Annotated in this window: 3 protein-coding genes; all 3 read right to left on the reverse strand. The window is 49.8% G+C overall.

Annotated features, from left to right (window positions below; genetic code table 11):
- The coding region (locus ACNQP3_RS29170; protein ID WP_416470700.1) for an ATP-binding protein at positions 1-866 on the reverse strand (866 nt) is incomplete at its 3' end.
- The gene (locus ACNQP3_RS29175; protein ID WP_012316940.1) at positions 859-3,030 is read right to left on the reverse strand and encodes a Mu transposase C-terminal domain-containing protein; all 2,172 of its coding nucleotides are present in this window, start codon (positions 3,028-3,030) and stop codon (positions 859-861) included. The genes ACNQP3_RS29170 and ACNQP3_RS29175, both read right to left, overlap by 8 nt.
- Positions 3,023-3,840, reverse strand: an 818-nt coding sequence (locus tag ACNQP3_RS29180) for a TnsA endonuclease N-terminal domain-containing protein (protein ID WP_416470701.1), incomplete at its 5' end; no start/stop codon positions are given. The genes ACNQP3_RS29175 and ACNQP3_RS29180, both read right to left, overlap by 8 nt.

The following is a 3,840-nucleotide window of genomic DNA, read 5'->3' on the forward strand; positions in this document are numbered from 1 at the left end:
GGCCCCATTCCTGCCGCACGCCGAGCATTTCGCAAAACACCAGAAAACAGCGGAAGCATGGCATTTGTGCCAACGTAGATCAGCGGGATGCCGGCGTCATTCGACAGCTGCACAAAAAAGTTGAGAAGCTTTTCGCGGTCTTGCCCGCCTCGGGATGAGCAGAGGTGCTGCATCTCATCAATTATGAGAGCTCCGATGAAATAGGTTTTGCACAACTGACTGATATTTTGAAGCATCACGCTGATGCTGCGGCCAGTAGCAGCTCTGCCTGAGTACTTTTTTATGCCTAATGCTTCATCCAATGAAGAGAAGAATGCGGTACAAAAACCTCGCAACGAGCCATCGTGCGGACAATCGATCTTGAGCCAGACCACCTGCGTCTCAATGAAGATCTGCTCTTTATACTTACTGTGACTGATCACCTGTGGATAAAGCTTGGCAATGGAGTTCAGCGCAGTCGTTTTACCCATGCCGCTCAACCCGATCAGTGTCAACGTTTCAGCGGTGGACATAAACCCGTGCCCCTTGATCTCCGCAGAAGAGGGCAAGCGATGCCTAACGGATGACGCATGCAATGGATTGCGCCCGGTGTATCCGTACCGAATCAATTGACTGAACAGGTCCTCAAGCCTGAGGTGGATTTCAAAAGGTACAACGACATCCTTCAGCCTGTTGATGCCATGACCACGTAATTTCGGGTCCAAGGCCCGCTCCACGTTGTCAGGCCGGGGCGGGGCGCTCCCAATGCGCCTGACTACATCAACATCCGAAAGAATCTTCGGGAGACACTCAATCAGTGGGTTACCGTCGTATTGAGGCATGCCAGTCGGGTTGTAATCTGCTGGCGCAAAACTGGAATCACTCATGACTAGCCTCGTTACCCGCGTTGATCACCAATTTCAGGAAGGCGGCGCTCCGACCCGAGACAGGTTTCACGGTTACAGGTGTATAAGTCTCCTCCGCGGCTGGCGAGTTATCCACAAGGCGAAGCTGATTTAGGTCAGCGGTATGCAAGTCGCGCTCAGTCTGGGTTTCAACGGCACGTTTCGAACGCTTGTCCCGCTTGAACTCAGCGTCAGATTTCGGATCTCCCTGCCCCTGGCGTTTGGCTTGCGCTCGATGAAGAATCTCCTCCTGGCGGCCTTGAAGAAGCGCTCCAGTATTGGCATCCTCGTACCGGGCATCTGGGGCGACCTGATTCAAAATCTTGATAATATCGAGGACCTCCTCCATACGAAGCCCACCGTACTTAACCCGCTGCTGCGGTACAATGGTCAACGGCTCGAAACCCGCCTCAGATTTCATCCAGCAGTTCTCAATAGAGTTTGGATCGTAGAAAACCCTAACGTACCTCGTTTTAAAGTTGTGAGAGCGCTCCAACCATTCCGAACGAATGGCGGTTTCACAGGTGTACTGCACACCTTGGAAATTTATACCTCCTCGACCAATTCGACACACCTGCGAGGGTAACAATGCAATCTTCAGCTCCGCTGGTGATACGAATTTCGAATTCAGGAGATTGTTTGCCATAGACCACTTCCACATGGCCATAGGCGTGGGCTCCACTTCTGCCGCGATCATCTCACGGTTCAGAAGATGAGGAACTCGAAGGCTCTTGTTGTGAGCCAAAACACCGAGGATTACCATCTCAGTAAACTCATCGATATCGAAAATTGCGTCGAGCTGGTAGTCACGATCACCACGCTCCATTTTCCGAGCATCTACGCCGCCAGGGACAAATTTCAAATCCAGCTTTTCGTTGAGCAGTCGGAAACGGCTTTCAATGATACTTTTCCAGTCAGGCCGAAACGGTGGCAAAATCTTCAAGGCTGTACCAAGAGTCTTTGTCATCGTCTCCCCAGCTTCACTGAGAAGTTCAGCGCGATCTGCGACGATTTCAACCGGTAGATGAGAACATGGCCAGTCAACCTCATCGATCTCAATATTATAACGCTTGCAAAACTCCTTCTTCGGCGTGCAAGCATTATAAATGGCATGTCGAGCACCATTCCAACTGGGCCCTTCAAGCCCGACATGAATACCTACGATCATTCTGGTGAACGTATCAACCAACACATACAGCACTGGCCTGCCGATCAACCATAACCGATTGACTCGATGTACCAAATAAACATCAGCAATCGTCGAATCGATTTCGTACCGATGACTTGCACCGACTAACCCTTGAGAGGCAGATCCAACTAGCGCACGATGGTCTTTATTATAGCGGATTGCGCCGCCGCTCTTCTTCAACCTATAGAGTTCATCAAAGAAAAGTTTTCCATGGTACTCCAGTTGATTGATGGACGGGTAGCTACCTCGAACCAGGTTACCTTTTGAACCGTCGGACTTGATCGACCGATAAAACTTATTGAGCATCCAATCATAGGCTTTCTTTAGCTTGCCACACCTGCCACTGGCAAAGCGCCCATAGGCCAAGCGAATATGCGAGATGTGCCGTGACTCGAGCAGAATTGCGCCACCGTCATCCACAACTACGCCACGATATTTAAGCGGTCGGCCAGGAACAATGCCTGAGGCCCGACTTTTTTTCTTTCCACGGCCTCCACACGTGCTGGTATTCCACAAAAATGCGTTTCGTGTCTGCCCCATGCTCCAATACCGATAGAGAAGTCGATAAATTTGCTTCCGGTCAACTCCCACTACCATTGCGTGATTAGCAACAAGGGAACCAAAGTTAGACGTCAAGATATCGAGGGGGCCATGATTCTCCACCAAACCACGTACCAGCTCCCAGTTCCTATCTCGGCTGTCTTTTTCATTCTCACTGATCTCGTCGTCACTTCGAAGCAAGTGCATAGGTACCATTTCAGGGTTGATCACCGCCGCTCCGTTATTGATCTCTTCGATCAATAGTGAGCTTCCAACCCGCCATGGCTTCGTCGGACTTGTACCGAGTTCAATGACTAAGACAAACTCATCCTTTATAGCTAAAACTCTGACCGGTTTCTTCAGCAGCTCAGATCCCTCACCCGGAGAAACGATGCAGTTAACTCCCAGACTAAGCATGACGAGGCACCTCGATTTCTGATGTGCTGGAAAAGGATGGCTCAGCAATCCAAACATGCAAAGGTTCAGATAAGCTTATTACCTTAGCGCTTAGACTCGCCCCCAGTCTGCCCGTCCAAAGAAGATGGTGGAAGAGGCGTTTAACACCAATATATTCTATAAAAATTACCCTCGAGGCTTTTTGCAGCAGTGCCTTTAGTGGCAATTCACTAGTCTTACATCCCGCTATAAATTCGAGCAGATTATTTATATTATTCTCCGTCGGCAACGAAGGATGGATGACCGCGTAAGTTCTAAGTATGACAAGATTTGCTATTTTAACTTGCGAGAGATTTTCATGGAGAACCAGTTTCCATTCTACCTTTCTCATAGCCCAATATTTAGCTTCGATCTCAAGCTTTTCCGCCATCCGATTCTGCTCCTTGAGGCTGGCATCCTCGAACTCCTTACGGTATTTCACAGAGCGCGCGGCCAAGGTTGCTTCGCCCTTCGAATCTATGAAAGTTATGAGGAAGTCAGTGGTCATAACCACTGGGACTTGAGTACCTGGATACACAGGATGACGGTAATTCAGGCTTGACGCGATCGCTTGAGTCTCAGCTTGCGTTAGGAGCGGGAACTGCTCACGAATGTCGATGATGGAAGGATCATGCTCAAGGATCAGGTGATAGTCGCGCTCAGCGTTGGATAGCAAATGATGACTGCGATGAAATTTCACACCCGGTACAAGATGCGACACCCCGCTCGACTGGATATCCCAAATCTTGATCCAAGGCTCATAGGACTCTCTAACGCCAGATCCGCGACCCG

This window comes from Pseudomonas sp. LFS074 (assembly GCF_047978165.1).
Taxonomy (GTDB): Bacteria; Pseudomonadota; Gammaproteobacteria; order Pseudomonadales; family Pseudomonadaceae; genus Aquipseudomonas; species Aquipseudomonas putida_P.